The organism is Ensifer sp. Root31, from assembly GCF_001424825.1.
Taxonomy (GTDB): Bacteria; Pseudomonadota; Alphaproteobacteria; order Rhizobiales; family Rhizobiaceae; genus Ensifer; species Ensifer canadensis.
Genome location: NZ_LMCO01000020.1, coordinates 62,687 through 88,625 on the forward strand (window position 1 = coordinate 62,687; position 25,939 = coordinate 88,625).

Below are 25,939 nucleotides of genomic sequence, written 5' to 3' on the forward strand. Positions count from 1 at the left end.
CTTTGCTCCTTGATCAGGATGCCGCGGGAGCGGTGTTGGTGGCGCCGTTTTCGAGCGGCTGACGCGTGAAACCGGACCGGCGGCGCAGGAATTGCGGTGCAAGCCAGATTGAGATGCCAGCCAGAACAAGCAGGAAAAGGAATGAAGAGGCTGCCGAGATCGTCGGATCCGCCTCCTGGCGGACGGCATTGAACATCTGGCGCGGCAGGGTTGCCTTGTCGCGGCCGGAGATGAAGAGCGCGATAACGGCTTCATCGAAGGATGCGATAAAGGCAAAGAGGCCGGCAACCGTGAAGGCGGGACGCAAGATCGGAAAGGTGACCAGCCGGAACGTCGTGAAAGGCGATGCACCCAGGCTCATGGCGGCCCGTTCGACGGATTGGTCGAATCCTTTGAGCGCTGCGGTCAGGATCAACGTCGCCATGGGCATGGCGATGCAGCTATGGGCCAGGATGACGCCCAGGTAGCTCTGCACGAGGCGCAATTGACCGAAATACATGTAGTACCCGAGCGCCATGACGATGGTTGGCACGATCATTGGCAGCATGATCAAGAGATTGAACAATCCACGTCCGAGGAAAATGTGCCGCACGAGAGCAAAAGACGCGGGGATCGCAAGGCTGAGCGTCACGAAGACCGTACCGATGCCGATGATGACGCTGTTGACCAGCGGCTCTGTCCAGTTCGGGTCGGAGAAGAAATTGATGTAGTTCGCGAGCGTATAACCCGGCGGCGGGAAAGTCAGCGAGGCTGCCGAGCTGAACGACATAGGAATGACGATGAACATCGGCGCGGCAACGAAGACGGCGATGAGGAGCGCAAGGGCGCGGAGGAACGGGTTCATCGGCCGCCTCCTGCCCAAAGCCGGTCGAGACCGAAGAAACGGTTGTAAAGCGCGTAGACGGCAAGCGTGAGGCCGAGCAAGACGATGGAGATCGCCGAGCCGAGACCGAAATCGAGCGTCTGCTCGATCTGGTCGCCGATGATACCGGCGATCATCTGGTCGCGCGGGCTGCCGAGCAGGACAGGCATCACATAGAAGCCGAGGCAGGTGATAAAGACAAGCGTGCAGCCGTTGACGATGCCAGGTGCCGAGAGCGGTAGGTAGACCGCAACGAAGGCCCGAAGTGGGCTCGCACCGAGGCTTTCGGCAGCGCGGACATGGAGAGGATCGATGCGCTTCATGACCGAGAAAAGCGACATGGTCATAAAAGGGATGAGCGCATGGGTCATGGCAAGCGTTGCACTAAAGGTGGTGAAGAGCAGCTTGGGCGCCGGATCCCAACCGAGCCAGGTAAGGAGTGCTGTGACCGGTCCCTGGTTGCCGAGGATGACCATCCAGGCATAGGTGCGCACGAGATAACTCGTCCAGAATGACAGAGCGACCACGGTCAGCAGGAAGGTTGCGAAGCGTTTCGATCCGTTCGCGGCGGCATAAGCCAGAGGATAGGCGAAGAGAAGCGCAATGGCCGTGACAAGGAAGGCGGTCCTGAAGGTCTGGTAAATGACGGACGCAAACAGGCCCGAATGCAGGAGACGGCCGAAGTTCTGCAGGCCAAGAGCGGGCTGCGAGACGCTCATCCAGCCCACATAGGCAAGCGGTACCAGGAACAACCCCGCAAGGAAAACCGCTGCCGGGGCCATCAGCGGTATCGGCCCCTCCGCAATGGGCGAAAACGATCTCTGTTTCATGTCACTGCTCCCTCAGTACCCTAATCGGGAAAACCCGATCCTCATGCCGTACCTGTTTTCAGATCCTCCCGGTTCCGCTTGTTGCTGAACCGGGAGGTTTGGATCAAAGACCGACCCAGCTCTCGAAGCGGCTGCTCAGCTCGTCGATCTGGGCCGTCAGCTTGGCGCCGTCGAGCATGACAGCGCGGGCGAGGTGATCTGGATAGGTCGGCATGGTCTTGGCCACGTCAGCCGGAATGAAATCGAACGACTTCGGGTTCATCGGGCCATTCTGGTCGGCGATGCAGAACTTCGCGAGGCCCTCGGCATTCTGGCCGATATGGCTGATCAGCTTGAAGCCGTTTTCGGACCTCGGACTGTCCTTGGCGACGATCCAGCACGCCTGGTCGACGATCGCCTGATCCCAAACGATCTCGATCGGATCCTTGGAAGCCTTCTTGGCGCCGGCAGCATCGCTGTCCCAGAGGCCCGCCATGTCGACCTCGCCGTCGGTCAGGATCTGGCGGGCCTGCGGGCCTGCCGTCCACCAGACGCGAACGTTGTCCTTGACCTTGTCAAGCGAGGCGAAGGCGCGGTCGAGATCATAGGGGAAGAGTTGGTCGGGGGAGACACCATCGGCGAGGAGCGCGATGGCGAGAATGCGGGCGGCATGGCGCTGCAAACTGCGGTTTCCCGGGAACTTTTCGACATTGAAGAAATCGGTCCAACTCCTCAGGCCGTCCGGGTACTTCGCCTTGTTGTAAGCCAGCTGCGTGGCGAAGCCGTGGGTCGACAGGCCGTTTTCATAGATCGCGCCCTGCCACAGTTTCGAGGTGTCGACGTGGTCACCGAGCGTTTCCAAGAGGCCGGCGGCATTTGCACGAGCGACGTCTGCAACGCCGAGCGTGGTGACGTCGAACTCAAAGACGCCAGTCGTCTTCTGTGCTGCGAGCTTGGCAAACGAGATCGGCGAGACCGTGCGGATCTCGATACCGGTATCGGCTGTAAAGGGATCGAAGAGGAACTTCTTGACGGAGGCTTCCCAGTCGCCGCCCCAGGTGTTGACATAGAGTACATTTTCTTCAGCGCTTGCACGGCGCACGAAAGGTAATGCGAGCATTGCGGCCCCTAATAGGCCTGCACCGAGTACTGCGCGTCGCGAGACCGGCATTGCCGATGCTTTCTTGAACGTGTCCATTCGTTGTTCTCCTTAGTCGAACGGTCGTTGATTGCTGTTCCTCGTGGCCGCTCGCCTGCCGGCGGCGGCCCTTCTTTTGTTGGAGTCCGTTTCCGGATCGATCAGTCGGCGCGGAAGACCTCGCCATAGAGGCGCAGCCAGTTGTCTCTGAGGATCTTGTTTGCCTCTTGCTGGTTGAACCCGACGCGCTTGAGTGCGGGCGCCACGTCCTGAAGGTTTTCCGGCTTCAAGAGCCATTCCGGCTTCGGCACGGCGCCGGGAGTTGAAGCCGAACCCGCGCCGTACTGGACGGAGCGTGTCCAGCGGCCCTTGCGCATCCAGTCGTAGTCGCGCTGGCTGTGGTTGTGGGAAATGTCGGTACCGATGCCGACATGATCGATGCCGGCAATGTCGACCGTTCGCGCCACCATCTCGCACCAACCATCAACGCTCGCGCAGGCACTTTCGGGCGTAATGTTGCGGTAGGCGACGCAGCCGATGACGCCTCTGCGTTCCGCGAGTGCCTTGATCACCTTGTCGGACTTGTTGCGCTTGTGCGCAAAGAGCGAGTCCGCGTTGGCATGGGTGATGGCGACCGGTTTTTCGGACCATTCGATGGCGTCAAGCGTCGTGCGGTCGCCGACATGAGAAAGATCGACGAGCATGCCGACGCGGTTCATCTCGCGTACAACGTCCCTGCCAAATCGGGCGAGACCGCTGTCATTCTCCTCGTAGCAGGAGCCGCCAAGTTCGTTCTGGTTGTTATAGGTGAGCTGTACGACACGCACGCCGAGCTCGGCGAAGAATTCCACATAGGCGATGCGGTCTTCGAAGAGGTTGGAGTTCTGATAACCGAGCACGATCGCAACCTTGTTCTCGCGCCCGGCGCGCTCGATATCGGCGGCTGTGCGGGCAATCAGGATGATGTCGGCGTTTTCACGTTCCATGTCGCGCCAGCGAGCAAGGGAATCGAGCGACTCCATCGTCCCCTCCCAAAAGCCAAGTGTCGGCGTGACGGCGCTGTAGCCGCCACGTTTCAGGGCTTCGAAGGATTCGCGGTTGAAATGGCCGCATTGCAGAGCATCGATAATCATGGTCATTCCGTTCAATGGTTGGCGGAAACGGCGCTATTGGGCGCGTCAGCGAGAAGCAACGAAAAGTCCGTCTCGTCCTCGTCCTGGCGGCCGATGACCTTGCCGTCGGCCTCAACGATGATCGGTCCGGCATGGCGGCGTGAAAGATAGGAGTCGGGTGCGAGCGCCTCTGCGGAGCGATGGTAGAGTTCCCACCAGAGCGCGGCGTCGACATCGACCCCGTCGCGGCGGATCTTGTCGAGCAGGGCGATTTCATCGGCATCAGTTGCGGGCGTGACGGCGATCGTCGCGCGATCGGCGCCAACAGCGACTATTGCCTTCAAGCCGAAGCGCTGCGCCAGCGCCTCGATGACCCGCAATTCGCCGATGTCCGCAGCGTTGCGCACGGTGACGATGCCACGGCCGCCGGTCTTCAGGATCTCGACCGCCAGCTCAAGGGCGGCATCGGCGGCAAGCCAGGCATGTTGGCCGCCGCAGTGAATGACAGGGTCATCCGATCCCTCGAGTGAAAGTGCGCTGGGGGTGGCCTTGCTGATCGTCTCAAGCGTTGCGGGCAAGCGGGCAAAGCCGCCGAGGGCGGCCGAGTAGACTGCGCAATCGCGAAGGGCCGGAACGAGCCCGCTTTCGATGCGCGTGACCTGGAGCAGGCGCTCAAACACCATGCGCATCTCGCGCAGGCTGACAGTCATGGAGGTCGCAAGATTAGACTGGCACGTGCTCACAGGTTTGGCTCCGCAGGATAAAACCACAACTCGTCGGCGCTCCCAGAAGCAATGTCTTCGGGAATGGGCGCGCCATGGAACAGAACGCCACGCAAGTTGCGATCGAGGAAGTCGCGTGTCTTGTCGATGCCGTGGATACCGACATTGAGAAGGCGGGTGATATGAGCTGGCGTGAAGGAGCCGCTCATGATGTCTGCATGGGGCGAATGCAGGCTGGTGCCGGCAAGGGCCTGGACACGGGTGACGATGGCCCTGTGCTGTGGATGGGCGAACAGGAAGCGGGCTGTGCTGAGGTTCGGGTCGGCCGCCGAGAGGTCGCGGTCAAGGGCTACGACGAGACGTGGCAGGTCGAGGCCGAGATTGACGACATTCTGACCGACCTCCGTTGCAAGGCCGCGGCGCGGTTCTTCGGCGGTCACGGACTTGTACCAGACGTAGCGCTCGGAGGCCGGAACCTCCAGATTAAGCTTGAAGGCCCAGGCGTAATCGTTGCGTATCAGGTCGCGCAGTCGGTGAACCGGCATTTCCGGTCGCCCCGTCAACTCCTCGTCGATGACCAGGCCGTCGACCAGGGCATCGGCCTCGTCGGGCACCAATTCGATCAGGAGCGAATGAAGAGTTTCCATGGCTTCCGCATGGACGCGCCCCTCAAGCGAGGCCGCAAGTTCTGCGAAGGGCTCGGCCTCAAAGCGGTTGCCCGCCTGCCAGCGTTGCAGAAGGTCGGCGACAGCGCGCCGGATGATCTGCAATTCTTCCGCAAGCACGTCGGAACGCGTGAAGTTTTCGTAGGCAGCACGATCCTGCGTGCGGAAGGTGATTGCCTTGTCGACGAGGGTCAGCAGCTTGGTGATCTGTGAGCCCGCGTCGTCGGGGAGTACAGCCTTAGCGCGCGCAATGGCCTCTTCGCGAATGAAAAGCCAGCGTTCGATCAGCCGCGGGTGGTTGTTGACGAATAGCATCAGGCCGAGTGCCGAGCCGTTGCCGACGCCGAGGAAGCGGCGAAGGTCCTTGGCCATGTCCGGCGCCTGCGGCGAACCGAGGCGGACAAGATGCTGCAACAGGTCCTGAGCGAAGACACGCATCATGTAGGCGCACAGCATCTGCGCAGCGAGCGACCAGCGCAGTGGGTGGTCCGCTTCATAGGCAAGGAAACTCTTCGTTCCAAACGTGCCGTTGCCGTCGAGACCGGTGTTGCGCATGAGATAGCAGGTCTGTGCAAGTTCAGCGACGTCTGGCTGCCGTCCCGCTGTCAACGCCTGGCGGGCACTCTCGAAGAAGCGACCGCTGCGATTGGAGCGGCACCATATGAGCGTGCCGGGTGTGGCGCGCCCCTCGTAAAGTTTGGGAAGCTCATTGCGCGTGGTCTCGAAATCGACCTGGCTCAGATCGCCCTCGATCAATGCGCCCATCATGTCCCAGGCCCGGCCGATGATCCGACCGGTGCGACCATGGGGCGAGGGCTCAAAAGAAAAGACGGGGAAGCTGAAGCGCCAGCTGCCAATATCGATGCGGTATTCGGCAACCCCGTTACCCTTCTCATCGATCTCGAAGCGCTTGCAAAGGATCTGCCAGCGACCGCGGATTGCGTGGCTGAGCAGCGCGCGCGATGCGCTGACGCGCGACGGCTGGATGGCGGCCAAGCGCTCAGGCGCCATCATTTCGCCGGCTGAACGCATAAGCCGCGCAATGCGGCACGCGTCCTGCGCCGGAGCAGGTCTTCTAAGGGCAGTCATTTATTGGTCTCCTCGCATGCGCCCCGAGCTCGCCGCCGCTGCCGCAACGACGATCCCAGCGCATTTTTCAGTATCAAAACCTTGGAACGGGCCCGAAAGGGCCAGTGCGCCGATGCACTCGCCCTGCGCGTCTAGGATGGGTGCGGCGACCGCCGAGACAGTGCGCGGGCCTTCGACTTCCGAAATGGCGTATCCCTGCTGGCGAACCAGCGTCATCATGTCATCGTCCGGGAGGCTGACGCCTTGCGCACGCAGTCGCTCAATGATTTCTGGGCGCGCGTGCGAGGCGAGCACGCGGCCGAAGGCTGTCCTATCGAGCCTGAGATGCGCACCAACCTTGAGGTCGGCGCGAAGAACGCCACGAGATTCCACCCGCCGAACGATAACGGCATCCCTGCCATCGAGGACTGCGAGCGAGGCCGTTTCACCGCTTTGCGTCACCATTTCCTCGAGAACGCCCGCAAAACGTGCGCCGAGATTGGACTGCTCCAACGCCATGGCCGCGTGGCTGACGACCCGCAGTGTCAGCCGGTAGCGGCCATCCTGTGTCTGTTCGATCCAGCCGGCCTCGACCAGCGTGACGAGGCGCTGATGGGCAGCGCCTCGGGCTTCTCCGAGCTGCTTGGCGATGTCGACCAGGCGCATCGGCTCTGCGGCGGCCGCGACACAGTCGAATGCAGTAAGTGTCTTCAGCACGGATGAAAGGGGGCGAACTGCCATTCGAAATTTCTTTCTTTTTCCTATTGTCCAACAATAGAAGACGGTGTATGTTTATGTTGGACGATAGATTGATATCTGTCAACTTGGGATTCCTGTGGCCGATGAAAAAATCTGCGCCCGGCCGCGCGCACTGAAATGACCAGGCCCTATTGGTTTGAATTCATGCCTGGCTTAGAAACCTGAGCATCAGGATCTCTCAAACGAACCACGATGCCGGTGAAGATCGACAAGAAGGACGCGCGGGGCATCGCGCAGGTGATGCGGCTTGGCTGGTTCAGAACAGTCCACTGCAATTCTCTTCCCAGCGCGATGGCCATGCATAGGGCCGCGTGTGTCCGCCAAAGGTCGGACATTCCAAGCTGCAGCTCGCGGACTGTGATTGCGACGCGAGCGGGGCCGCGTATCCCAGGTGCCCGGCCCAGACGGGTGACCATAAGTTTGTTATGGTTGAAGCATAGGTTCTGACCCATCACGGCCATGGGGACGACTAAGGTGAACGAAACGGAACTCAAGCTTGAGCTGTCGCCCGACGCGCTCGGGCGGATTAAGGCGTCGCCACTTTTGACAGGCAAGCCTAAAACCATGTCCCAGCGCTCGGTCTACTTCGACACCCCGGACCACAAATTGCGCGCGGCGGGATTTTCCTTGCGGATCCGCACGGTAGACGGAGTGCGGACGCAGACCGTCAAGGCAGACAACGCCAAGTTAGCCGGGCTTTTCGTGCGCCCTGAATGGGAGTTCACAATCTCCAGTGACCTGCCTGTTCTCGATCACTCGACGCCAATCAGATCGCTTCTGGAAGACGATGTCGACGCTCTGCAAGCCCGGTTCGATGTTCACGTCGAACGTCGAATGTGGTTGCTCTCGCGCGACGACGCCAAGATTGAAGCAGCGTTGGACATCGGGCGTGTTACTGTGGGCGATCGGGAAACCCGATTCTGCGAGCTGGAACTCGAGCTGAAGAACGGTTCCAGTTCCGCTCTGTTTGATCTTGCCCAGGAGCTGGACGGCTTCGCACCGGTTCGGATCGGCGTGCTGAGCAAGGCAGCGCGTGGCTACAAACTCCTTGGACCTGCCGTCAGTGTGTTCAAGGCGGAGCTCGTCCAACTGGATAAGCAGATCACAACGGCCGCCGCTTTTCAGCAGATCGCTCAGGCCTGCATCAAGCAATACAGGTTGAACGAAGCGGTCCTTCTTGCCGCCAGGGATGCCGAGGCACTGCACCAGGCTCGCGTGTCGCTGAGAAGACTGCGATCGGCGTTCTCCATATTCAAGGACGTCATCGCCGATGATCGATCCGAGCACCTTGGGAGTGAAGCGCGCTGGCTTGCCGGGGTTCTCGGACAGGCGCGAGACATCGATGTCCTCTTGGGCAAGACGGAGTTAGCGGTATTGCGCATTCGCCTGACCGAGGCGCGAGATTCCGCATATGACGAGGTGGAAGCAACGCTGGGCTCACAAAGGGTTAGGGCATTTATGCTGGGTCTTGCCGAATGGATTTCCAACGGTCCCTGGCTGGATGCCGCGGAAACGACGGATCTCAGGCAGGTGCCGGCCGTGGATTTTGCTTCCTCCGCGCTCGAGCGCCTGCGAAAGAAGATAAAGCGAGACGGACGGGCAATAGTCGTCATCGACGACGAAGAGCGCCACAAGGTGCGAAAGGATGCAAAGAAGTTGCGCTACGCGTCCGAGTTTTTCATGCTTCTTTTCCCAGGCAAACGGGGGCGACGACGTCATAAGCGGTTCATAACCATCCTCGGAGAGCTGCAGGACCAACTCGGCGCGTTGAACGACATGGCGGCTGGTTCACAACTTCTTGAAAGGATCGGGCTGGCCGGCGAACCGGCAACGGCATCCCTAATCGCGAAAGGCAACAAGAGGGGCCTGCTTGAGGCGGCCGAAGATGCGTACGTCGATCTTGTGGATGCGAAACGTTTCTGGCGATAGCCCCAACAACGCTCCAGGCCGCTTCCTTAAGGGCGACCTCGACCGGGCTGCCGACCGCGAGGTCAAGCTCGCGATCCGCGCGTCCCCGGTTGACCGAGATCTCGGCAAGTTTCCGCCGTCAGCGTCATGCGGACTTTCAGTTTCTTGCCGCCGATCTGCCCTTCGCACACTGTCTCCTCGATCTTGCTCTGCGAGGTCATGCCGACTTCCTTCAGGAAGGTGCGGATCGCCTGTTGAAGGCGTCTTCGCTCATGGCAGAACTCCTCTGTGTCCGGAAATCATTCCCCGTCATCAAATAGTGCCCTCGGTAAAATCACCGCCTTGTGCAGAGCGCGAGGCACAAGCGGGCGGATGGCTGGCGCGGCTGCGCGTCGCACGAAGGAGATCGCCGGGCCCTTGGTTCGATTCCGTTCACCCCAGGATTTTGGGAAGGGTTATCTAGGCGTTTAGTACCCAGTCATCTCCAGATACCCCCTCCCACCGACGTTGCCGCCGAAGCTAATCGGGCCTTCCCAATACGGTGTGGAAGTAGACATCCATGCTTGGTCGTTCAACGGCCTGGTCGTGACGTCAAAGCCGCGACTGGGAATTCGTATGTTCCAGGCCACTGGAATCTGACGCCCCGCGACCTTGGCAGTCCGGACGGGAGCGATCTGGAGAGCCCCCGCGGGTAAGGGGTCCGGTCGCCCGTCGGCGGTGATCCAGGTGGCGGAGGTATATCCCTCTCCTTCATCTCTGAGACGGAAGCCCATGAGCTTCTCTCCCGTATCGAGATGCAGCGAGAACCAGTCCCAACCGGTCTGGTCTTCCGCGAGCGGCTGTGACGACCACTCGCGGTCAAGCCAAGCCTTCCCCGCGACCTCTACACTCCCGGTGGGTAGCGAAAGCGAGCCGGTCACCGCGTAGAACGGTTGCGAATAGTAGTAGCTGGCCTGTCCCTTCGCTGATTTCACCGAATAGCCGTTATCGCCATGCGGCACGAGCGGGCCGGTGGCCGACAGGCGGAGTTCGTAGCCGAAGTCCTTTGCGGCTGCAGTCACGTTGAGATCGGCCAGCTGATCCGATCCCGGGGTTGCAAGTCCCGTCATCTGCCAGTCATCGATCCAGGCCGCGAACGGCTCCGCGACAACACCAGCCTGCCCCACTCCCCCGCGTGAAATACGTTCTGCCACGAAGTGGTCCTCTGAAGTGGTGACGGCTGCGTGACCCATCCAGATCTGTGGGCTCGACCACTCGCCGGCCTCACCCGGAGCAAGCGCTGACCGGAAAAGGGTCCACTGCGCTCCGTATTGAGTTCCGTCGGGTGCTTCAAGATTGGCCGTTAGATACCACCACTCTATCCGAAAGTCCGGATGTGGGCCGTGGTCGGCGGAAAAACGCAACAGCTGGCCGGGTTGCGGCACCGAAAACCCTTCGGCCGCTGAGCCAAGGCCACCAAAACCCTCGGAGACCGCTTGGCTCCCGGATATGCTGGCCATGGTCGTCGCCGCAAAAGCGATCGCAATCGATCTAACGCTCATTGGCGAATACCTTCAGAAGTTCCGATGGCGTGACTCCGGCCAGCCGGCGAAGCGGGATAAATACGGAAACGACAGCAGCGGCGAGCACGACGAGACCGAGGCGAACCCACTCGTAAGGAAAGATATACATAGGCAGACGCCAACCGAAGGCTTCGACGTTTACCACCGCGAGAAGCACCCACGCCAGCGCTAGGCCGAGGGGCAAGGCGGCAATAAATGTCGCCAGCCAGAGCACCAGCGTTCTCAGAAGCTCAAGAAGAGCGAGATCGCGTCTTGTGACCCCCATGGCCCACACAGGCGCAAGCTGCGGGAGGCGCATTTCCGAAAGCGTGAGGAGGCTCGAGAACATAGCGAATGCTGCAACCCCCAGTGTGAACATGTTCAACGCGCCAGTGACCAAAAAAGTGCGATCGAAGATCCGCCGTGACCGTTCCTTCAGTGCCGCTTGATCGACGACGTTATCGGATGGTAGTCCGAATTCGTCCGAGAGCCTCGATCGTAGGTCCGCAATCTGATCAGGCTGGATCCGCAGACCGTAGCGCAGACGCGAGACCTGCGGGTAGCGAGAGGTCAGCGCATTTATTCCGACGATGACCTCGCCCTTTGGGTTTCCGTAATCCGAATAGACCCCGACAACCGCCGCCTTCCAGTCCCCCGCCAGATCCAGCTCATCGCCGATACGGAGCCGGTCCCGCCTCCAGAACTGTTCGTTGACCAGCACCCCTTGACCGGACGCCACCCGATCCCAGACGTCCGGCATGCCAACGATCAGGGGCCAGTGCTTCCTGTAGGTCGGATCGTCAACGACACCGAAAATCTGCATCGGCTGCCCCCGGATCTCGGCATCTACGCTGGAGATCGGCAACACCGATTCCACCTTCGTTGCGAGCCATGTCCTGAGCCTGTCTGCCTCGCCCTCGTTCCGGGCAGCGACGTAAAGTTCGGCGGCGAGACGTTGGTCGAGCCAGCCGACGAACGTGAGACGGAAGCTCGACACCATGGTTCCAACGCCGACGTTTGCCGCCAGCGCAAGAAGCAATGCCATGAGCGCAAGGGAAAGTCCGGGGAGCTGCTGCCGAGCGTCGGCCCAGAACCACGTGACGAGCGCACGTGAAGACGTCCGCTGCATTACGGTGAGGAATCCGGAGAGCACGATGGGGAGAAGTAGCGACGCCCCGAGCAGAAGACAGCCAAGGATGCCAAAGCCCGCCTCAAGTCCATCAGCCCATAGAAGAAGAGCTCCCGAGAGGGCTAGCAAAGCCGCCGCGGCCAGCACTTGAATCCGCCGCCCCGCTTGCCACGACCGCCCCCACACCTGGGGTTGGGCCGCCGCGAGCAAAGGCACCCGCATCAAGCGCAACAGGCTCTGTGCCGACGAAACCATTGTTCCGGCCACTGCGATGGCAAAGCCCGAAAGCCACCACTCCGGACGCAGGGAAAGCGTGCCGGGCACGCTGGCTCCGTAAAGTCCTTCAAGGGTCGCGGCCACTCCGGGCAGCAGCAGTGACGCGATCAGATAGCCGATCGCGACGCCGACTGCCCCGGCGGCGAGGGCGAAAAGGGCAAGTTCGGCGAGCAGCAGAACCGCAAGCGCACTCAACGAAACTCCAAGGCAGCGAAGCGTTCTGAAGGTCGGCCGCCGTTGCTCGAAAGCGAGACCGATCGTCGAGTACACGATGAACAGCCCCACCGCGAAGGCGAGAAAACCGAAGGCCGTCAGATTGAGATGGAAGCTCTCGGTAAGATGCTCGACATCGGTTTCTGCATTCGGCTGACGAACTGAGAGCGTTGGAACAAGCTTTTCAAGCGGATCCAGACCGGAACGTTGGCTTTTGGCGATCACAATCCGACTGAGTACGCCCTCTCTTCTTAATAACTTCTGGGCCAAGCCGATATCGGTGAAGGCGGTGCCGTTCAGCATCCGATCCGAAACACGCAGTGCGAGGTCCGTCTGTCCTCGCATTTTTTCCGCTGTTTCGGGAGAGACAACCAGCATGCCCGGAGGCGTGATGAAGGAAAGCAAGTCCCCGGCATTTCCAAGATCGACGGTGTTGGTTTCCGCGGGCATCGTCAGTGGCTCGATGCCGATCACCCTTAACCGGGTGGTTCCGAACCGAAAGTCTCCCTCTAAAACTGGTGACACGATCCAGCCCGCCCGTCTGAGCCGCACGAAGGCGGACTGAGGAATCGGGCGGCCGTTTGGAGAAACCAGGCTGGCCAACCCGTTCTGGTCGAGCACAACCGCGGCGCGGGTGTAGCTTGCGCGGGCCTCTGCGTTGATCGCCTGCACTCCGGACCACAAGGCCGTCGCCAGCGCCAGGCCGGACAAGAGAGCGACGAGCTGCAGCGGTCGTCGTCGCCAGTGGGACAGAAGTGCCGTGGCTGCGGTCCACATCTTCATTCCATCTTCCCGGACCGCAAATGCACCTGCCGGTCGAGCCTATCCGCCAGCCTTTGCGAGTGTGTCACCAGAAGCAGTGTCGATCCGGTTGCCTTCGACAGCGAGAGCATCAGTTCCAGAACAGCGTCTCCGTTGGCCTCGTCCAGGTTTCCTGTGGGTTCATCCGCCAGGAGTAAGCCGGGACGCGCGGCAAGGGTCCGTCCGATCGCTACCCGCTGCTGCTGTCCGATGGAAAGCTGCTCGGGATATCTGGTGAGCAATGTCCCGATTCCTAGGCGGGCCACGAGTTCATTTTCCCACAGGGGATCGTGGCGTCCCGCGAGCTTGGCGTGGAAAGCGATGTTCGCTGCCACATCCAGTGACGGGACAAGGTTGAACTGCTGAAATACAAGGCCGACTTCTGTCCGCCTGTAGGCGGCGCGTTCCCGATCGTTCAGCTTGGAGATGTCTCGGTCCCCGATCACGATCTCGCCTGAGTCTGGACGGTCGAGGCCGGCTACGAGATGCAGGAGCGTGCTCTTTCCGCTACCAGACTCCCCTGTCAGGGCAACGCTGTCTCCCTGGCCGAGATCGAGATTGACCCCTCTCAACACTTCAAGGCGCCCTTCGGCAGTCTCATAGGATTTCCTAAGATTGCTAAGAGCGATCACCATGGTGGCCAAGATCAGGACAATTTCACATATGTAACGCTCCATGGCCGCTTGGAAAGGCCACCTCGAGTTTTGCGAATCGGGCAAACCCCAGCCGAGCTTCGCCACTTCGGCTGCATCGCGGATGGCAGATAGCGCATCGAGGTTCGTCACGGGATAGGCCGAGACGAAGCGTTCGACCGAATACTCCGGAAACTCAGCTTTTAAGCGGACTGCGGTCCTGGCCGCCTCGCCGATTTCGCCCAGGGCCGCATGCGCACGCGCCAGGAACATCAGCACGTCTGGTGACTCCGGGACGCTTCTGTGGAGCGCCGCAATGGCCTCCGAATGCCTGCCGGCGGCGAACAGGAGGCGGCCCTGCATGGCGAAATGTCGGGGCCTCTTCCGGATCATCAGGTCCCGGCTCCTCGATGGGTCGCTCTGGGTTGGGCAGGGTATCGGGGGACATCTGGTGGAACCTCCTCGGGCCTTTTCGGGAATAGGTTCAGTAGGTTTTGTGCTCATGATGGACTCCTTTTCAGGAGGGCAACCGTTACCGCGAACAGGGAGGCGAGGCATGAGCATCGAAACGCGCTCGATTGCGTCTTCGCGACTATAGTGTTGAAGGCAAGATCGGCCTGGAGCCGACGCTCGGCGATTATGTCGCTGTCATGGTTGAAGCCGCAGGGCTCGCTCTGGCTCAACTATGGTAACTGCTACGCCACGACTCCGAACGGGCGGTCGGCCGCGGATGTCATGGGCGACGATCGCACTTTTCGCGACAAGCCGTTCGCGACGGTCGGACCGATTCAGCGCCGGGATAATGGCGGCGAGGGCCACCACCACGATCGCAGAGCGGGTATCTGAAACCCATAGACCTCTGATAGACCTTTGCATGATCCCGAACCGCTCGGCGATCGCCTTGCAGGAGGCCGGTTGGTGGGTTCGCTCAGAAATCATCTGGCACAAACCGGATCCAGGGCGGGCCGACGACGGTGCACGCGAAGGTCTTCCGGCTCACCAAGGGACGAGGAACACAAACTTCCCGAGCAGGATGATTCTGTGTAGCTGGTGCTGCTGCTTCCCGATCGGTACGGATCGCATTGGACTTTTGGGAATCTTCCTGTACGGTAAGTCACCACTGGAGATTTCAATGTTCAGGTCCGCACGCGAGTTCGGCGCCGCCGTTCGGGAAAAACGCAAAGGCCTCGGCTGGACCCAGACCGAGCTTGCCGCTCGCTCAGGCACGGGCGAGCGCTTCATCGTCGAACTCGAATCCGGCAAGCCGAGCTGCCAGCTCGAGAAGGCGTTGATCGTGGCGCGTACCGTCGGCATCGAGATCGGCGATCTCAGGGCAGCCCTGATGACCCCAACCGCACCGGACGATGACCTCGGCTTCCTGCCGACCTTTGTGAGGGTGGATGACAACCATCTTCTATGAAACCCTTCCCGTCGCGCGCATGACCTTCGAAGGGGAATGGCGGCTCGACTACGATCTTTCTTGGAAAGCACGCCGCTCGGCCTTCCCCGTCTCGCTGACCATGCCGCTGCGTTCAGGCTCCGTCGGCGCCGACAGGCTGCTGCCATGGCTTGCCAACCTTCTTCCGGAAGCACATCTCGCCGAGATCGGCCAGCGTCTGAAAGTATCTCCGCAGGACATTGTGGGCCTGCTTGGTCACATCGGGCGGGACACGGCAGGCGCGCTCTCCATCGGGGAGGCGCGAAAGGCGGGCGTCAACCATGAGCCAATTCCGGATGAACAGGCACTGGAACGGGTACTCAACGAACTTCCGGCCAAACCCTTTCTGGTTGGAGAGCGCGGCGTCTCCATGTCCCTTGCGGGCGTGCAGGAAAAATTGCCGGTCTTCGTCGATGAAGAAGGCAAGATCTCCATACCAGTCGACGGAACGCCGTCGACCCACATCATCAAGCCGGACACCAGACGGCTTGCCGGAAGCGTCGAGAACGAAGCCTTCTGTCTCACCCTAGCACGGGCCTGCGGCTTGGACGCCGCAGAAACAACCATAGGCGCAGCCGGGAAACGACGCTATCTGCTGGTGAAGCGCTATGACCGCTTCACGGATCCGCGAGGCGAGATCCGCAGGCTGCATCAGGAGGACCTCTGCCAGTTGACGGGTCATTTTCCGTCACAGAAATATGAGCGATCCTCGACAGGTCGTGGCGTGACTCTGAAGATGATGTTCGGCGCCGTCAGCGATCTCGTTTCGCCTGCTGAACGCCTGAAGCTTCTCGATGCGGTAATCTTCAACGTGCTGATCTGCAACTCGGATTCACACGCCAAAAACTATTCGATCCTGATCGGTGCTGCAGGATCCGCAAAGATGGCGCCGCTCTACGACCTGATGTGTGCGGCGGTTTACCGCCAGGTGGATCAGAGTTTACCGCAGGCTATTGCTGGACGTTTCCACGCAACTGACTTGAGGCGTTCCGATTGGCAGGAACTGGCCAAGGAGCTCGGAATGAGCGGCGCATCGACCATCAGACGGGTGGAGGAACTTGCTGGACTCATCAGTAGCGCTTGTGAGGACGTCGCGCCGCAAATCGCGGCCATGGCTGGCGATCCGACGGCAGTCCTTGTTCGCATCGTTCATCGCGTTCAGGAGAGATGCAGGCGAATTCTGGCTCAGGCGTGCGGATGATCATCGGATCGAGAAAACTCCTTCGAGAACGGCAAAAATCCCGCTTGGGGCGCAGTTAGGTGCGAAAGCTTTGTGCCTCCCAACACGGCCGCTTAATCCCACTACGCTCTTACCGAGGCAGACGCGATGCCCCGCAGCACGAGCAGAACGAACGCACCCGGCTGACACGGCTCGCGCTCGGACGAGCAAATACAGGTGTTTCATCGAAATATGTACTTGGCGAGAGAGGCGGATTGCACGGGAAGCAACTCGCTGGTACCAACGACGCCCCACCTGGGGAGAATGCCTTTGATTGCCATCGCGAATCTTCCAACCTACCGGCCGTGCCGGCGGAGATGAGCCGTCGCAAGTTTGTGAGCGGCTGACCTTTACCCTGCGTTTCGGCCTGATCGCCAACAATGGTGTACTTTCAAAAGGTGAGAAAAACCATGCTTACAATCCTTACCCCCGGCGCCTTCGACGCGCTGGCGAACGGCGTTGCTCCTATAGGTCTCCGCCTCGTGCAGGACAGCTCCATCGCCTCTCAGGAGGTATTGCGGATGCTGTCCGATCTCAATCGCGGCGTCGACGAGGAATTCAGTCCATCGGCCTGGCTGATCGTTGAGGATGGCGAGGTGGTGGGTCTGTGCTCGATCACTAGGCCGCCTGAGAACGGCGACGTGCATATCGGGTACGGCGTTGCGCCCTCGCGCGAGGGCCGCGGCTATACGACGGCAGCTATTTCAGAACTGCTGAGGTGGGCACGCGGCGATGCGCGGGTCAGAAACATTTCGGCGGAAACGGCTGGGGATAACATCGGCTCGCATCGCGTGCTCGAACGAAACGGGTTCGTTCAATCAGGAGAACGCGTCGATCCAGAAGATGGCCCACTGATCTGCTGGACGATCGCCACCACATAGGTCACAGAGAAGCGTCAGCGCCGTTCCCAGGACGATGCCACCCATCATTGCGTAGGCCATGGGTCCCCAGAAGATCTCGTGCGATTTCGGGATCAACGCCAGGGTTGCCGCCTCAGCGGTGAGCATGATCTGCCGCATACGGTGTTCGGTCGCCTCCACTGGCTGTGAGTCCGTTGAAGAACTTCCGTGTGCGCACTTGGCGGCACGGTTGAGGGTGCTGCGGTTTCCATGTAGCGCACCCTCCTTCACCCGGGCCAGCACCTGTTCACGGTCCTCGGCAAATACACCGTGGTCTTTCGCGATTTATCGCTGACTGTCGAGGGATGGATCCCAAGAAAAGCGGACTATCCCAATGGCGCGCCGTCAAAGCAGGCATCCGGACGCTGCTTGAGCGCTGGATACCTCTTTTGCTGAAAGCGTCGCGGCAAGCAGCTTCAGGCGAATAGCGAATCGATGGAGCTGCCGTTCCTCGCGTATTCGATACTGACCGGTATTTTCGCGGACATGGCGGACTTTCTGCGCCACTCCTCAACTCGCAATTTTACTTGATAAAGCCTGGATACTGCACTTCCTCGCGATTCACGCCTTTCGTATCCAACCTAACCGGAGAGGGCTCCGGCACGTCCGTCATGTACCGATGTGCTATAAGCCAGTCGCGCAAGATGGTTTCGACCGCGTCGACCCGGCCGGCAGGTGGCGGTGAAAGGTCCGGGTCGGTCATGTAGGCCGCCAGTCCGGCTTCGATTTCATCTGGAAGAGGTGGGAAGTCTGCTGAATCGGACATGGTAGGCTCCTCAGGGCTTTAGCAAAGATAACGTGTACCAATTTCCGACTGTCGTTTTGAGGACCGTATCATATGGTGCTGCCATCCGGGACAGAGGCGCCGGGAACTGGCCGATAATGTCGATTGGTTTGAGCTCAAAAAATAGGCCCCAGGAGAGGGGCCTTGCAGAGGTGCAACCTTCGACATGAGTACATATAACACCCTTGCAGCAACAATGTTCCATCGCGGCGGTCGACAAATCACCGTCTCTGTTTTCGCACCCGGAGCACGTTACCGTTGCTGTTGCTGCACTTCTTGCAACGCATGCGTCGTCCAAGTGCCAGGATCGACTGCGTCGTGCCAAACCGACGCGCCAGGTCGTTCCGATCCAGGTGATGTTCTCGGCCGCAGCGTTTGCATTGGCAGAAAAGCTCACACCATTCCGGTAGATTGGCGAAGGTGATTTCTTCCGGTCGTCCGGCTGGTTCCGCATTGCCAGCCGGTACGATCGGGAGGGCGGGGCCTCCGAAGGCATTGGGTCGCTGTATTTCAGCTGGCAGCGATTATTGAAGTTGTTCTTGGTTTTAGAGCAGCCGTTTGCTTGTGCCAGTTGGTCCAAAAGGGAGGGCATAGGCATGTCGCCGACGCGCTCCAGCAGCGCCTTGGCGTCATATTGCTTCTTCATGCCGCATGAACATTCGACTCGAACCTTGGCGACAAGCTCCGATAGCCACCAGGCACCGTTCTTAGGCATTGCCCTTCTTCCACTCCGGCCGATGTTCGTAACCGAGCCACTTCGGGGTGGCCCTTCCGATAGCGAAGTCGAAGCCGCCCCACGTCTTCCAGCCGTGGTGTTCGCCCAGGTGCTTGGCCAGGTCGCTTTCCCCTCTCTTGGTAACGCCAACCTCGTCGCTCATGCTCAATGCCTTCTGAGTAAATCTGTTCTACAAATGTTCTCATTAAGCAGAGAGTCAACGACCAGATTTGGGGAGGCTCTCCGCATAACTCAAAAAGGGGAGCGCYGAATCGCGGAGCTCAATCGACCATTCGAAGCCGGTAGGTGGCTSGCAATTATCCCAACCACCAAACTCATTCATTTGCTGCCATCGACCCTTCTTGCCGTGTCGAAATTCCTCGCTATTCGATTTGTAGATTTTGAATCGATAGGGGCGCACGACGCGGACAAAGATTACGGATCCATCCTCCGGCATGTCGCCTTTTCGCCATGTGGTGCCGGGCATTTTGATAGCCTCCACCCAATCAATGCGGCTTTGGGGCTATCAGCACGACGCCRGCGCCAAGCTCAAACATTTCTGCCTCAGCATTGATCGAGAGATAGTGGTTTTCGGCCAGTTCGATCAACGCTGATGAGGCCTCTTCGGGCGACCATCCTGCTGCCTCGATCCTTTCGATCAAAAACTGGAATTCATCAGTGATCGCCTCCTGGCATTGNGACCCTTCTTGCCGTGTCGAAATTCCTCGCTATTCGATTTGTAGATTTTGAATCGATAGGGGCGCACGACGCGGACAAAGATTACGGATCCATCCTCCGGCATGTCGCCTTTTCGCCATGTGGTGCCGGGCATTTTGATAGCCTCCACCCAATCAATGCGGCTTTGGGGCTATCAGCACGACGCCAGCGCCAAGCTCAAACATTTCTGCCTCAGCATTGATCGAGAGATAGTGGTTTTCGGCCAGCTCGATCAACGCTGATGAGGCCTCTTCGGGCGACCATCCTGCTGCCTCGATCCTTTCGATCAAAAACTGGAATTCATCAGTGATCGCCTCCTGGCATTGCAGGTCACGATCGGGGTGAGATTTCGGATGTCTAGGCCCGGCGATTTTCGGCATGGCGTTTCCTCCTGCAGAAGATGTTAGGGCGGNCTCCTGGCATTGCAGGTCACGATCGGGGTGAGATTTCGGATGTCTAGGCCCGGCGATTTTCGGCATGGCGTTTCCTCCTGCAGAAGATGTTAGGGCGGCGTTTGCTGTTCGCAAGGTCCCTCTAATGCAAGACGTTCACAATGCAGCTGAAGCAATCCGATTTCCTGAATTCTATCTGTGACGCTTGACGCCAAGGTAATGATGGAGGGACATCTTACGTGTAGTACAGGCCTTTGTTAGGGATCCGGAATGTGAGCAAGCCGAACTATCGGGATATCGCCCGCCTGGCCGGAGTCGGAACTGCAACGGTCGAGCGGGTCGTGAACGGGCGAGGCGGCGTACGCGCTGAGTTGGTCGAGAAGGTCGTTATCGCCGCTCGCTCCCTCAATTACCCCCGATTACCTGCGGACACCCATCGCGGACTGCTGCGCATTGAAGTCTTGTTGGTTCGACCTGAAACGACATTTTACCGCCGGCTCGCTAATGCCTTCGAGAGGATTGCCGAGACACTCGATCCGCTCGTAATCGTGCACCGCACCTTCACTGAAGAAATGAAGTCTGCGGAAATCGCAAGGCGCATCATGTCTACCGAAATGACGCGCGCAGGTCTGATCTTGGCCGCTCCCAACAATCCAACGATCAGCGCGGCGGTAGAAGCCGTTGTGGAGCGGGGTCTCCCGGTCGTCCATGTTGTAACGCGTGCCTCTGAGACGAAAGGTGAGTTCGTCGGCATTGACAACTACGCTGCCGGACGGACTGCGGCGCATCTCATTGCTCGAATGACCCGGGCAAAGGGCTCGGTCGTTGCCTTGTGCCATCCCATCTATCAGGTGCACCGCGAACGCATCCGCGGGTTCTCCGATTACTTTCACGAGCATCCTGGTTCGATCGCCTTCGAATGGCTTGGGTTCACACGTGATGACGAACTTTATAGCGCGGAGACTTTGGTCAACGCGCTCAAAATCTATCCCGACCTCGTCGGGCTCTATAACGCCGGGGGTGCAAATTCCGCACTGATTGACGTGCTGCGCCGAGATCCCCGCGGTCGGGACCTGCTGTTCGTCGGTCATGAGCTGACAGACTATACGCGCAAGGCCCTGCGTGATGGGATCATGGACGTGGTTTTGGATCAGGCACCGGAGGCACAGGCCCAGCGGGCGCTCGACCTCATTCTGCGACGCATCGGCCTGACGTCGATCGAGCCGGATCTCGCTCCAATCCGCTTCATCACCATCACCCCTGAGGGGCTTTGATCTAATCAGATCAAACGAACTTTCGGAATCCAACCCGCCTCCTGCTAGATTTTTGTCAAGGAAGATGCCGGCCTCCCAGAGGAAGAGGACCCGGATAGGGGCGCCAAATGCGTCCTTCTTCCATCGTCAATTTGTGCGGTTGTGAGCACATCCGATCCCGCGGAGGAGAGCGCAATGGATGATCTGAAGTTTGGAACGCGCAACAAACGCGGTGATTGGGCTCCGAACGAGCCGATTGAATTAGCGCCATTGTTTGCCTTTCCGCTCAAGCTGCTGGCGCTTGCAAAGTGGCTGCCACACTATTTCTTTCCGTGGAATGCGATCTTCGCCGTATCAGCCGTGGCCTATTGGGCTTGGGTGATACCGTCCACGGAGACGATGCAGGACTTGGGCATGGGCTGGATCGCGTCGCTTTATGCCGTGAATGCAATCTGCGTCTTTCTCTTCTACGGCGCTTTCGAACTTCATCTTTACATCCTGAAGCGCCAGGAGAACCGCTTCAAGTACAACGGCAAGTTTCCGGCCGACCAGAAGAGCAAGGCCTTTTGGTTCGAAAGCCAGAACGTTGACAACATCCTGCGAACGTTTCTGTCTGGAGTGACAATCTGGACCGCGATCGAAGTCCTGATGCTGTGGGCCTATGCCAATGGTTACGCGCCTTGGCTGACGTTTGCGGAAAATCCCTGGACGCTGGCACTCGTCGCACTCGTGGTCCCGATCATCCACGAATTCCACTTCTTCTGTATCCACAGGCTCATCCACACGCCGTTCCTCTACAAGTGGGTCCATTCTGTCCATCACAACTCGGTCAATCCATCGCCCTGGTCGTCGTTGTCGATGCATCCGATCGAGCATCTGCTCTATTTCGGAACTGCGTTCTACCACCTCATCTTGCCGTCCAACCCGATCATCATGCTCTACCAACTTCACTATGCGGGTTTTGGTGCGATCCCTGGTCACGTCGGTTTCGACAAGGTTGAGGTCGGTGAAGACAAGCTGCTCGATAGCCACGCCTATGCTCACTATCTCCACCACAAGTATTTCGAGGTGAACTATGGGGACGCCTTAATTCCGCTCGATCGCTGGTTCGGCACCTGGCACGACGGCTCTCCCGATGGCGAGGCCCGCATGCAGGAACGCTATCGCAAGCGGAAGGAAAAACTCGCAGCCCGCAAGGCACGCAACGCAATCGGGGAGGCCGCCGAATGACCTGGGTTTCAGCATGCAAACTTGACGACATTGAGCAGGAAGGCGCGCTGCGCTTCGATCACGCAGGCCGCACTTACGCGATCTACCGCGGGCCGGACGACAACGTCTACTGCACGGCCGGGCTCTGCACGCACGAGGCGATCCATCTCGCAGACGGGTTGGTCATGGACTTCGAGGTGGAATGTCCCAAGCATTCCGGCGTCTTCGACTATCGTACTGGCGAGGCTCTTCGGCTTCCCGCCTGCGAGAATCTGAGAACCTATCCGGCCGAGGTGATCGACGGAGAAGTACGCGTGGCCCTCGGCTGAAGGCTCCGCTACCGAACAGGCCCGTGGGGCCTCCGGAATGCGATCGGGTGATCCGGCACCTACTGGGAGGATGATATGAAATCCATGTACCTGGCAGCCGTTCTGGCCGCCTTAATGGGAACGGCTGCGTCCGCGGAGACGATCGGCGTCTCGATGCAGAGCTTCGACAACAATTTCCAGACATTGCTACGACAGGGACTCGACGCGAGAGCTTCTCAGATAAGCGGCGTCAACCTTCAGATCGAAGATGCTCAAACCGACATTTCCAAACAGCGCAGTCAGTTGGACAACTTCATCGCCTCGGGCGTGGATGCGATCATCATGACGCTTGCCGATACGTCGGCTGCCCCTGGCATCAGCGAAGCAGCGCAGAAGGCTGGCATTCCATTGGTCTACCTCAATCTTCAGCCCGACGATGTCGATACGCTACCCGAAAAGCAGGCCTATGTTGGCTCGAAAGAGACCGACTCGGGGAAGTTGGGTGCCGAGGCTGCCTGTGAGCTCTTGAAGGCAAAAGGAAAAGCAAGCGATGCCCAGGTCTACATCCTGATGGGAGATTTGGCGCATCAGGCTTCGCGGGATCGCACCTCTTCGGTGAAGGAAACGCTGGCGGCGGGCGATTGCAAGGGCGTGACAATTGCTGACGAGCAATCCGCTGCCTGGACACGCACCAATGCGATGGATCTGACCACGAATTGGATCACCGCCGGCCGACCCATTGACGTGGTGTTTGCCAACAATGACGAGATGGCGATTGGTGCCATTCAGGCGCTGAAAGCGGCGGGCGTATCGACGGACGATGTAATCATCGTTGGTATCGACGCGACGCAGGACGCACTGGCGGCCATGGCGGCAGGCGACCTGGACGTCACGGTATTCCAGAACGCCAAGGGCCAGTCAGCGAGCGCCGTCGATGCGGCGGCGGCATTGGCTCAGGGCAAGAGTATCGAGAAGGCGGTCTGGGTTCCCTTCGAGCTCGTCACGCCCAAGAACATGGCCGAATACGCCCATCAGAACTGATCCTCCCACGACTGGCGCATCGCAATTGCGTTGCGCCAGGCCATTTCAAGCTGGAGATAGAGCATGGGCGGTATCGTCATTATCGGGGCCGGAGAATGCGGTACTCGAGCGGCCTTTGCGCTGCGCGAAGCAGGCTTCTTAGAAGCCGTCACGCTCGTCGGTTCGGAACCTCACCTGCCCTATGAGCGCCCGCCGTTGTCGAAACCGATCGAGGGTGCGGTCCAGTTGAAGCCGATCTGCGGAGCGCAGGCGCTGGAAGCTTCCGGCATCGACTACCTTCAGGGTGTCTCGGCGTCGAGCATTGACGTGGAAAGCCATACTGTTGCGCTTAGCGACGGGCGGGTGTTGACCTATGGAAAGCTGCTTTTGGCCACTGGCGCGCGTCCGCGGCGGCTGACATGCCCCGGCGCAGAACGCGCGCTGGACTTCCGCACCTATGCGGATGCTGAGACGATCTTCTCTGGTGCCGAGATCGGCAAGAGCGTCGCGATCGTCGGTGGCGGCCTGATCGGAATGGAACTCGCAGCCGTGCTGCGCAAAAAGCGCGTTGCTGTCAGCATCATTGAAGCTGCGCCAAAGCCGCTTGGGCGCGCCGTACCCACGCGTTTCGCCGCAAAGCTTCATGCCAGGCATCTGGGCGAGGGCGTGCAGTTCCATCTCGGACAAGGGGTGGCCGAAATCACTGATGATGCCGTTTATCTCGCCGATCGTGTCGTGGTGCCAGCCGACATTGTTGTCGCAGCGATTGGAGTTCAGCCCGATATGGCGTTGGCCGAGGCGGTAGGGCTTGCGACCGGCAATGGCGTCCTGGTGGATATTTCCCTTCGCACCAGCAATCCGGACATATTCGCGGCCGGAGACTGCGCGGCGGTTTCGTTGGCGAGCGGCGGGCATGTCCGGTTCGAGAGTTGGCGCAATGCGCGTAGCCAGGCCGAGACTGCTGCCCGCAACATGGTGGGCGGCAACGATGCATTCCTGGCCATCCCCTGGTTCTGGACCGACCAATATGATCTGGGCTTGCAGGTCGCGGGTTTGCCGCAGCCCGCTCATCAGGCAGTCGTGCGTTGCCTCGCAGAAGGAGAGCTGGAATTTTATCTGGACGGCGGGCGGCTCGTTGCGGCGGCAGGACTGGGCGCTGGCAACACCATTGCCAAGGATATCAAGCTGGCCGAGATGTTGATTGCTGCCGGCGCCGCTGTCGATGCAGCGTCATTGGCTGACCCGGCGGTTAATCTGAAGACGCTTCTGAAAAGCGCGCGGGCCGCGTGATCAAATCGGCGGGGATGGGGCAATGCAATCACTTTTGGTGTTTCAATCACTTTGGGCGATGGAACTGCGCAGCAGCAGACGCTCCGAATTCACCCTCGAGGAGAAGGTCGAGCGGATCGCTCAAGGAGGCTTTGATGGTGTAAGCGCGCACTGGCACGACCGAGCGTATGTGCGGTGGCTTCACGCCCTGCTGCGCCAATTCGGCCTTCAGGTCGAAGGCCAGTGTTTTCCAACGACCATAGATGATCTCAAGCCGGTTCTTGAAAACGCCGCCGAATTCGGTGTTCACCATATCTGCCTGCAACCCGACGTTCGTTTGCGCCGCGTAGAAGATTGCCTGCCACTTCTTGAAGGTTGGCAACAACTGTCGGAGGAAGCGAGAATTCCTGTTTTGATCGAGACTCATCGCGATCGGATGACCACCGACCTTTTCTTCACCTTGGACCTTCTTGATCGTCTTCCGAATCTGAGGCTACTGGGAGATGTGTCCCATTTCCTCGTCGGGCGCGAGTTTTCCTGGCCCATCTCCGACGAAAATCACCGACTGATCGAGAAGATTCTGGACTGCTCCTGGGCATTCCACGGAAGAGTAGCCTCACGAGAACAGGTCCAAATCGAGATCTCCTATCCTCACCATCGCCCTTGGGTGGATCTCTTTCTCGGCTGGTGGGAATTTGGTTTTCGCAGTTGGCAAAAGCGGGCAGGGGCGAACGACAGCCTCGCATTCGTCTGCGAACTCGGCCCCAAACCCTATGCGATAACAGACCGCTTCGGCGAAGATACTACAGACCGTTGGGAGGAATCCCTGGCGCTGAAGCAACATGCTCGTGATTTGTGGGCGAAGGTCTCAACCGGCCCCCTGACCTAATCAAACTATCGGAGATATTATTATGGATGTACGCGCCGCCGTCGCCGTTCAGGCCGGCAAGCCGCTGGAAGTGATGACCGTTCAGCTCGAAGGGCCGCGGGCCGGCGAGGTGCTGATCGAGGTCAAGGCGACCGGCATCTGCCACACCGACGATTTCACGCTTTCCGGCGCCGACCCCGAAGGTCTGTTCCC

24 protein-coding genes and 5 pseudogenes are annotated in these 25,939 nt (G+C 59.7%); 12 read left to right on the plus strand and 17 right to left on the minus strand.

Translation table 11 applies throughout. From position 1 onward, the window contains the following. Positions 1 to 13: 13 nt before the first annotated feature. From ASD00_RS18935 to ASD00_RS18965, 7 genes are all read right to left on the minus strand, one after another. The gene (locus ASD00_RS18935) at positions 14 to 844 is read right to left on the minus strand and encodes an ABC transporter permease (protein WP_057208246.1); all 831 of its coding nucleotides are present in this window, start codon (positions 842 to 844) and stop codon (positions 14 to 16) included. Beyond that, positions 841 to 1,692, minus strand: a complete 852-nt coding sequence (locus ASD00_RS18940) for an ABC transporter permease (RefSeq protein WP_057208248.1) — start codon at positions 1,690 to 1,692, stop codon at positions 841 to 843. The genes ASD00_RS18935 and ASD00_RS18940 overlap by 4 nt, the downstream gene beginning before the upstream one ends. Positions 1,693 to 1,795: 103 nt before the next feature. Then, positions 1,796 to 2,869 (minus strand): extracellular solute-binding protein, encoded by a 1,074-nt coding sequence (locus ASD00_RS18945; protein ID WP_057208250.1) that lies wholly within the window; start codon positions 2,867 to 2,869, stop codon positions 1,796 to 1,798. A gap of 101 nt (positions 2,870 to 2,970) precedes the next feature. After that, positions 2,971 to 3,942 (minus strand): dipeptidase, encoded by a 972-nt coding sequence (locus ASD00_RS18950; RefSeq protein ID WP_057208295.1) that lies wholly within the window; start codon positions 3,940 to 3,942, stop codon positions 2,971 to 2,973. An 11-nt stretch (positions 3,943 to 3,953) separates the two neighbouring features. Beyond that, positions 3,954 to 4,664 (minus strand): hypothetical protein, encoded by a 711-nt coding sequence (locus ASD00_RS18955; RefSeq protein WP_057208252.1) that lies wholly within the window; start codon positions 4,662 to 4,664, stop codon positions 3,954 to 3,956. Continuing rightward, positions 4,661 to 6,397, minus strand: coding sequence for a hypothetical protein (locus ASD00_RS18960; RefSeq protein WP_057208253.1), 1,737 nt, complete (start codon positions 6,395 to 6,397; stop codon positions 4,661 to 4,663). Before ASD00_RS18960 ends, ASD00_RS18955 begins: the two co-directional genes overlap by 4 nt. After that, on the minus strand, positions 6,398 to 7,117 hold the full coding sequence (locus ASD00_RS18965) for an IclR family transcriptional regulator (RefSeq protein WP_057208256.1): 720 nt from the start codon (positions 7,115 to 7,117) through the stop codon (positions 6,398 to 6,400). Positions 7,118 to 7,321: 204 nt separating this feature from the next. On the opposite strand from ASD00_RS18965, the pseudogene ASD00_RS41790 reads away from it, so the two are divergent. Next, positions 7,322 to 7,423, plus strand: a pseudogene (locus tag ASD00_RS41790) (IS110 family transposase); the annotation flags it as partial. A 186-nt stretch (positions 7,424 to 7,609) separates the two neighbouring features. Beyond that, positions 7,610 to 9,064 carry a CHAD domain-containing protein gene (locus tag ASD00_RS18975; protein WP_200951480.1) on the plus strand — a complete coding sequence of 485 codons (1,455 nt, stop codon included), beginning with the start codon at positions 7,610 to 7,612 and terminating at the stop codon, positions 9,062 to 9,064. A 62-nt stretch (positions 9,065 to 9,126) separates the two neighbouring features. Here ASD00_RS18975 and ASD00_RS40180 read toward each other — a convergent pair. From ASD00_RS40180 to ASD00_RS42510, 5 genes and pseudogenes are all read right to left on the minus strand, one after another. Further along, positions 9,127 to 9,317: pseudogene (locus ASD00_RS40180) on the minus strand (DUF6494 family protein). 193 nt (positions 9,318 to 9,510) lie between these two features. Next, a complete protein-coding gene (locus ASD00_RS18985; protein WP_057208264.1) occupies positions 9,511 to 10,584 on the minus strand; it encodes a lipocalin-like domain-containing protein in 1,074 nt (357 codons plus the stop codon). Then, positions 10,574 to 12,985 carry an ABC transporter permease gene (locus ASD00_RS18990; protein WP_057208266.1) on the minus strand — a complete coding sequence of 804 codons (2,412 nt, stop codon included), beginning with the start codon at positions 12,983 to 12,985 and terminating at the stop codon, positions 10,574 to 10,576. The genes ASD00_RS18985 and ASD00_RS18990 overlap by 11 nt, the downstream gene beginning before the upstream one ends. Continuing rightward, complete coding sequence (locus ASD00_RS18995) at positions 12,982 to 13,638, minus strand: ABC transporter ATP-binding protein (RefSeq protein WP_057208297.1); 657 nt, start codon at positions 13,636 to 13,638, stop codon at positions 12,982 to 12,984. The genes ASD00_RS18990 and ASD00_RS18995 overlap by 4 nt, the downstream gene beginning before the upstream one ends. Positions 13,639 to 13,833: 195 nt before the next feature. Further along, positions 13,834 to 14,199 (minus strand): annotated as a pseudogene (locus ASD00_RS42510) (tetratricopeptide repeat protein); the annotation flags it as partial. A gap of 568 nt (positions 14,200 to 14,767) precedes the next feature. Here ASD00_RS42510 and ASD00_RS19005 point away from each other — a divergent pair. The 3 genes from ASD00_RS19005 (at position 14,768) to ASD00_RS19015 (ending at position 17,173) form a co-directional block, all read left to right on the plus strand. Continuing rightward, on the plus strand, positions 14,768 to 15,055 hold the full coding sequence (locus ASD00_RS19005; RefSeq protein ID WP_057208270.1) for a helix-turn-helix domain-containing protein: 288 nt from the start codon (positions 14,768 to 14,770) through the stop codon (positions 15,053 to 15,055). Beyond that, positions 15,036 to 16,274 (plus strand): type II toxin-antitoxin system HipA family toxin, encoded by a 1,239-nt coding sequence (locus ASD00_RS19010; protein ID WP_057208272.1) that lies wholly within the window; start codon positions 15,036 to 15,038, stop codon positions 16,272 to 16,274. Before ASD00_RS19005 ends, ASD00_RS19010 begins: the two co-directional genes overlap by 20 nt. A gap of 398 nt (positions 16,275 to 16,672) precedes the next feature. Further along, on the plus strand, positions 16,673 to 17,173 hold the full coding sequence (locus tag ASD00_RS19015) for a GNAT family N-acetyltransferase (protein ID WP_244494247.1): 501 nt from the start codon (positions 16,673 to 16,675) through the stop codon (positions 17,171 to 17,173). Here the strand turns inward: ASD00_RS19015 and ASD00_RS41795 are convergent. The 5 genes and pseudogenes from ASD00_RS41795 to ASD00_RS41305 all read right to left on the minus strand — a co-directional run. After that, positions 17,111 to 17,332, minus strand: a pseudogene (locus ASD00_RS41795) (hypothetical protein); the annotation flags it as partial. The gene ASD00_RS19015 and the pseudogene ASD00_RS41795 overlap by 63 nt on opposite strands. Before the next feature lie 382 nt (positions 17,333 to 17,714). Beyond that, positions 17,715 to 17,957: a hypothetical protein gene (locus tag ASD00_RS19020; protein ID WP_057208276.1), complete on the minus strand. Its 243-nt coding sequence runs from the start codon at positions 17,955 to 17,957 to the stop codon at positions 17,715 to 17,717. A gap of 10 nt (positions 17,958 to 17,967) precedes the next feature. Continuing rightward, on the minus strand, positions 17,968 to 18,690 hold the full coding sequence (locus tag ASD00_RS41800) for a hypothetical protein (RefSeq protein ID WP_244494248.1): 723 nt from the start codon (positions 18,688 to 18,690) through the stop codon (positions 17,968 to 17,970). Further along, entirely contained in the window at positions 18,683 to 18,853 is a 171-nt protein-coding gene (locus ASD00_RS40965) for a hypothetical protein (RefSeq protein ID WP_164474992.1), read from the minus strand. The genes ASD00_RS41800 and ASD00_RS40965 overlap by 8 nt, the downstream gene beginning before the upstream one ends. A gap of 343 nt (positions 18,854 to 19,196) precedes the next feature. After that, on the minus strand, positions 19,197 to 19,388 hold a 192-nt coding region (locus tag ASD00_RS41305), incomplete at its 5' end, for a hypothetical protein (protein WP_210173875.1). 683 nt (positions 19,389 to 20,071) lie between these two features. Here ASD00_RS41305 and ASD00_RS19035 point away from each other — a divergent pair. The 7 genes and pseudogenes from ASD00_RS19035 to ASD00_RS40190 form a co-directional block, all read left to right on the plus strand. Further along, complete coding sequence (locus ASD00_RS19035) at positions 20,072 to 21,073, plus strand: LacI family DNA-binding transcriptional regulator (RefSeq protein ID WP_057208279.1); 1,002 nt, start codon at positions 20,072 to 20,074, stop codon at positions 21,071 to 21,073. Positions 21,074 to 21,247: 174 nt separating this feature from the next. After that, entirely contained in the window at positions 21,248 to 22,282 is a 1,035-nt protein-coding gene (locus ASD00_RS19040) for a sterol desaturase family protein (protein ID WP_057208282.1), read from the plus strand. Further along, on the plus strand, positions 22,279 to 22,590 hold the full coding sequence (locus tag ASD00_RS19045) for a MocE family 2Fe-2S type ferredoxin (protein ID WP_057208284.1): 312 nt from the start codon (positions 22,279 to 22,281) through the stop codon (positions 22,588 to 22,590). Before ASD00_RS19040 ends, ASD00_RS19045 begins: the two co-directional genes overlap by 4 nt. Before the next feature lie 75 nt (positions 22,591 to 22,665). Beyond that, on the plus strand, positions 22,666 to 23,610 hold the full coding sequence (locus ASD00_RS19050) for a substrate-binding domain-containing protein (protein ID WP_057208286.1): 945 nt from the start codon (positions 22,666 to 22,668) through the stop codon (positions 23,608 to 23,610). A gap of 63 nt (positions 23,611 to 23,673) precedes the next feature. Continuing rightward, positions 23,674 to 24,879, plus strand: a complete 1,206-nt coding sequence (locus ASD00_RS19055) for an FAD-dependent oxidoreductase (RefSeq protein ID WP_057208288.1) — start codon at positions 23,674 to 23,676, stop codon at positions 24,877 to 24,879. A gap of 22 nt (positions 24,880 to 24,901) precedes the next feature. Then, positions 24,902 to 25,747, plus strand: coding sequence for a xylose isomerase (locus tag ASD00_RS19060; RefSeq protein ID WP_057208289.1), 846 nt, complete (start codon positions 24,902 to 24,904; stop codon positions 25,745 to 25,747). Between the two features lie 22 nt (positions 25,748 to 25,769). Continuing rightward, positions 25,770 to 25,939 (plus strand): annotated as a pseudogene (locus tag ASD00_RS40190) (S-(hydroxymethyl)glutathione dehydrogenase); the annotation flags it as partial.